We start from the raw sequence: 4,615 nt of genomic DNA, 5'->3' as shown, positions 1-4,615 counted from the left end.
CCGGGGATCGCCCCGGCCGGCGCTCCCGCGTTGTCGCCGTCGTGCGGCGCCGTCCGCGGCCGCCCTGGCCGGTCAGCCCCGGCGGGCCCGGCGGATGGCGTCGGTGACCACCGGCGGGAGGAGGTCCCCCGCGACGCGCTTGGCCACGTTGGCCGGCCGCCGGCGCTCGGCGGCGCGGGCCCGGCGGACGGCGAGGTCCTCGGCGGCCGCCTCCTGGGCGCGCAGCGCCTCCCGGCGGGCCTCCTCGGTCTCGCGGCGGGCGGCCGCGGCGGCCAGCCGGTCGTGGTGGCGGGAGGGCCGGAACGCCTCGATGCCCTCCGAGTTGCCGGTGATCCGCAGCACCTGCTGCCCGTTCAGGGTCTCGGTGCTGAGCTGGCAGCCCTCGGCCAGGCCGATCCGGTCCAGCAGGTCGCGCTGGGCGGGCTCCGGGTCCCCCCAGGTGCCGTAGAACTTGCACTCGGTGAGCACGATCGGCTTCAGCCCGTGGTTGAACACGGCCTCCCAGGTCGCGGCGGCCACGCCGGGGGTGTGCGCCGAGCGGTAGTCGTCCAGGACCACCACGCCCTGCGGCTGGAGCGCCGCCCGGGCCACCTGGAGGTCGCCCACCACGTGCTCGTACAGGTGCGAGGCGTCGATGTGGATGAAACGGAAGGCGCCCGCCGGTATCCGGCCGCCGGCCAGGCTGGAGGTGGTCGCCTGGATGATCTCCGGCAGCGACGGGTGGAACGCGAGGTAGTTGTCCTCGAACGCCGACCGGGTCAGCGTCTTCCGGTAGGACATGTCCATCTCGGCGGCGTTCTCGTCGTCCGGGGCGTCCGAATCGAACAGGTCACAGACCGTGAACGTCTCCGTGGGCTGCAGATGGCTGCCGATGACGATCGCACTGCGCCCCAGGTAGGCGCCCATCTCCAGCAGGTCGCCGGTGACCCCCGCCTTCTCCTGGCGGGCGAGGAACCACTCGAAGAGGTGGCGGTCGTGATCCCAGAACCAGCCGGGGACGTCATCGAGCACGGCGGGCTCGGCAGGCCGGTGCTCCTCGGCGCTCAACGCGGCGTCGGTCACGAGGTTGCTCCTTACACGCTACGGACGACCATGGGAACGTTCTCGAGGCACTGATGCAGGTCAGGAGGCCCGGGGCCCCCTCCCATCATCCGGAGCAGTGGTCGGTCCGGCACGGCGAAAACCGCTCGGACCCGTTGCCACCGCCGGCGCCGCGTGCCCGAGTGTGCTGCAATCTACCTCTCTCTGAACGAAGTTGAAGAGGTTTTGCACGGAAAAATTCGCAGACCATCGATGGACGGGTGGCGGCCGCCCGGGCGGCACGGGTGCGGCGGGCGGGGCGTCCGGGTCCGGTGGGACTTCGGGCGCGCCTGGCACGCATCAGGGGCCGAACGGCGGATCTTGCCGGTCAGCCCCCGCCGGGCAGCCTCGGCGCAGCCCCTAACCGCAGCCCCTGAGCCGGCGGGCGGTCGCCCCGGCGATCCGGGCGGTCCGGGCCGCGTCGCACTGCCGGCGCACCACCCGCCGGGCGGCGCCGTCGACCGGGCCGAGGACGACGTCCACCGGCCCGGGCACGGAGCGTCCCAGCACCACCGTCGCGGCCGGGGCGCCGCCGGGCAGGACGGTGGCGTGGAACTCGCCGGCCGCCAGGGTGTACGTCTCGCCGCGGGTACTGGTGCGCCCGCCGAGCGCCTCCCAGCGCACCAGCCGCGGGGTCGGCCGGATCTCGTCGGCGCCGGCCGTGCTGTGCACCTCGTAGGCGCGGTGGGTCGGCCGGTCCGGTTCGTCGTGGACCGCGACCCGCAGGTTGCCGACCCGCCCGTACAGCACGCTGCTCTTCAGCTCCCAGCTGTGGCAGTGGATCTCCCGGGTGTCCGGGCCGGGGCCGCCGCCGGCCGGGTCGGGCCGGTCGGCGGCGGCGCCGAAGACGTGGACGCACACCCCGAACACCCCGTCGCGCAGGACCGGCAGGCAGAAGAAGCCGAGCGGGTGGGCGACGGCCCGCACCGCTCGCGCGCCGGAGGCGACCTCGGCGAGGATCCCGCCGACCAGGCCGTCCAGGGCGGGCGAGGCGACGGCGTGCCCGGCGGCCCGGTCGAGCGTCCCGTAGAGCTCCGGGGAACGGCCGGCGGGGGCGGGCTCCGGGCCGGGAGCGGATCCGGGCGTGGCGGGTGCGGACGCGGCTGCGGACGCGGGAGTGCGCGGGTGCGGAAAGGACCGTGTACGGGGGTCGTCCATCGTCTGCTCCCTCCGGCGGCTACCTGCGGTACGGGTTCTCCGCGCGCAGCGCCCGGTCGATGATGTCGCCGACGTCACCGTCCGAGAAGGCCGCCGGCAGCCGGATGCCCAGCTGCTCGAACAGCCGCCTGGCCTCGTCGACGGTCGGGTCGTCGCCGAGCGGCCCGGTGTCCCGGAGGTCGAGCTTGACCGCCTGCTCCCGGTACTGGTGCAGCTCGGTGACGTAGTAGTCGTAGAGCGGCCGCCCGCGCTCGACGTAGAGGCTGACCCGCCGGGGGTCGTCCTGGGTGATGAACAGGCAGGAGGCGGAGAGGTCGAACCGCAGGGCCGGGACGACGGACGAGAGGTGGACGTCGATCTCCAGCGTGTCGAGCCGCTGCCGGTACCAGGCGGCCGCGAACACCGTGGCGTACGACTCCTTGCGGGTCCGCTCCACGCTCCACCCGCCGGCCTGCGCACCGTCCGGCCGGTTGCCGAAGGTCTCCCGGAACCGCGAGTAGGCCGCGCAGGCCCGCTCGTCGCCGGGGTGGACGATGTCGATCTTGACGGTGAGCGACCGGCGGCGCTGCCGCGCCTCCCGGACGCACTCGGGCAGGGTGACCGCCCGCAGGTAGGTGCCGGTGCCGCCCTTGAACACCCAGCGGTCGGTGTCCAGCCGCGCCCGCTCCAGTGCGCGTTCGAGCTCCACCCCGGCCAGCTCCCGCACCGAGGTCAGGTTGTCCAGCGCCTGCCGGGCGCCGGCCGTCGCCTCCCGGATGTCGGTGATCCGGCGCCGGCGCTCGGCGAGCGAGCCGTACACCACCGCCGCCAGCACCAGCAGGGTCGCACCCGACACGACGTTGTCGCCGAGCCCGCCGCCGAACAGGTCGAGCAGCCCGACGGCCAGCGCCCCGCAGAACGCGACCACGCCGTCGGAGTTCCGCAGCGCCCACGCGATCGCGTTCTCCAGCCGCCGCCCGGGCCCGGCACCCCCGTCGGCCACCGCGCACCCCCTTCGTTCGCCGACCAACATGGTACGTGGGACGGGCAGTTGACGACCAGACAGCCGACTCACCGGGCTGCCCGGGGGGGCGCGCGGCCGCACCCTCCCGCGCCCCTCGCGCGCCCCGGCCGGGAACGGCGCGGCGGGCGGCGTTGTTGCCGGGAGGGACCGGCGATCCGACCTGGAGGACTTCATGCCACTGGCCTCACGCCCGCTGCGGAAGCTCGGCTTCCTGACCATCGGCCTGTTCGACGAGTCCGACCCCCGGCGCGGCCACGAGTCGACGCTCGAACTCGTCGAGCTCGGTGAGCGGCTGGGGTTCGACAGCGTGTGGCTGCGGCACCGGCACCTGCAGTACGGGATCTCCTCGCCGGTCGCGGTGCTGGCGGCGGCCTCGCAGCGGACCGACCGGATCGAGCTCGGCACCGCGGTCATCCCGCTGGGCTGGGAGAACCCGCTCCGCCTGGCGGAGGACCTGGCGACGGTCGACCTCCTGTCCGGCGGCCGGCTCAACGCCGGGGTCAGCGTCGGGCCGCCGGCCCACTACGAGCAGGTCCGCAAGGCGCTCTACCCGGACACCGGCGACCACGAGGACTTCGGCCAGGGCCGGGTGCGGCGGCTGCTGGACCTCGTGCGCGGCGAGCCGGCCACGGACTTCGAGGGGACGGAGGGCTTCGAGGTGTTCTCCCGGCGGGTCCAGCCGCACTCCCCCGGGCTGGCCCGTCGGATGTGGTACGGCGCCGGCAGCCTCCGTTCGGCCCGCTGGGCGGGCGAGAACGGGATGAACCTGCTCACCAGCAGCGTCGTGAAGGCCGAGGAGTCCGAGGACTTCGCCGACATCCAGCTCTCGCACATCCGGGCCTTCCGCGCCCACCACCCGGACGGCGACCGGGCCCGGGTCTCCCAGGGCCTCGTCGTCATCCCCACCGACAGTGCCACCGCCGCCCAACGGGCCAGGTACCAGGCCTACGCCGAGGCCCGGACGCCGCGCACCGCCGCGCCCCAGGGGCCGGCCCGGCTGGTGTTCGAGCGCGACCTGGTCGGCACCTCCGCGGAGATCGCCGAGCGGCTGCACGCGCACGCCGCGTACCGGGAGGTGGACGAGGTGGCGTTCGCCCTCCCGTTCACCTTCGAGCACGAGGACTACGTCCAGATCCTCACCGACATCGCCACCCGCCTCGGCCCGGCCCTCGGCCGGCCGCACCGCACGGACTGACGCCGGACCGGGCCGGCGGACGTCAGCGGACGCGGCCGCGGGGCTTGAGGGGGGTGGCGGGCAGTTCCGGGGCGGGCAGCCGGGCGCCGGCGTAGCCGTGGACGTCGCCGAAGCGGTTGGTGGTCATCCAGTCGGTGCGGGCCCGGGCGATGTCGTCGTTGGTGCGGCCGATGAAGTTC

The 4,615-nt window shown here is 74.8% G+C and carries 4 protein-coding genes and 1 pseudogene; 1 reads left to right on the top strand and 4 read right to left on the bottom strand.

Annotated elements, in window-relative coordinates:
* Positions 1-72: 72 nt before the first annotated feature.
* The 3 genes from ABZ885_RS35865 to ABZ885_RS35855 form a co-directional block, all read right to left on the bottom strand.
* A complete protein-coding gene (locus ABZ885_RS35865; protein ID WP_360198406.1) occupies positions 73-1,062 on the bottom strand; it encodes a class I SAM-dependent methyltransferase in 990 nt (329 codons plus the stop codon).
* Positions 1,063-1,440: 378 nt separating this feature from the next.
* The gene (locus tag ABZ885_RS35860) at positions 1,441-2,238 is read right to left on the bottom strand and encodes a hypothetical protein (RefSeq protein WP_360198403.1); all 798 of its coding nucleotides are present in this window, start codon (positions 2,236-2,238) and stop codon (positions 1,441-1,443) included.
* Positions 2,239-2,257: 19 nt separating this feature from the next.
* Positions 2,258-3,220 (bottom strand): hypothetical protein, encoded by a 963-nt coding sequence (locus ABZ885_RS35855; RefSeq protein ID WP_360198400.1) that lies wholly within the window; start codon positions 3,218-3,220, stop codon positions 2,258-2,260.
* A gap of 193 nt (positions 3,221-3,413) precedes the next feature.
* On the opposite strand from ABZ885_RS35855, the gene ABZ885_RS35850 reads away from it, so the two are divergent.
* Entirely contained in the window at positions 3,414-4,436 is a 1,023-nt protein-coding gene (locus ABZ885_RS35850; protein WP_360198397.1) for an LLM class flavin-dependent oxidoreductase, read from the top strand.
* A gap of 22 nt (positions 4,437-4,458) precedes the next feature.
* On the opposite strand, the pseudogene ABZ885_RS35845 reads toward ABZ885_RS35850, so the two are convergent.
* Positions 4,459-4,615 (bottom strand): annotated as a pseudogene (locus ABZ885_RS35845) (pirin family protein); the annotation flags it as partial.

The sequence above is a fragment of the Kitasatospora sp. NPDC047058 genome (genome assembly GCF_040643935.1).
Lineage (GTDB): Bacteria > Actinomycetota > Actinomycetes > Streptomycetales > Streptomycetaceae > Kitasatospora.
The sequence above is the reverse complement of the archived record's forward strand: the minus strand, read 5'-3'. Positions and strand labels throughout refer to the sequence as shown.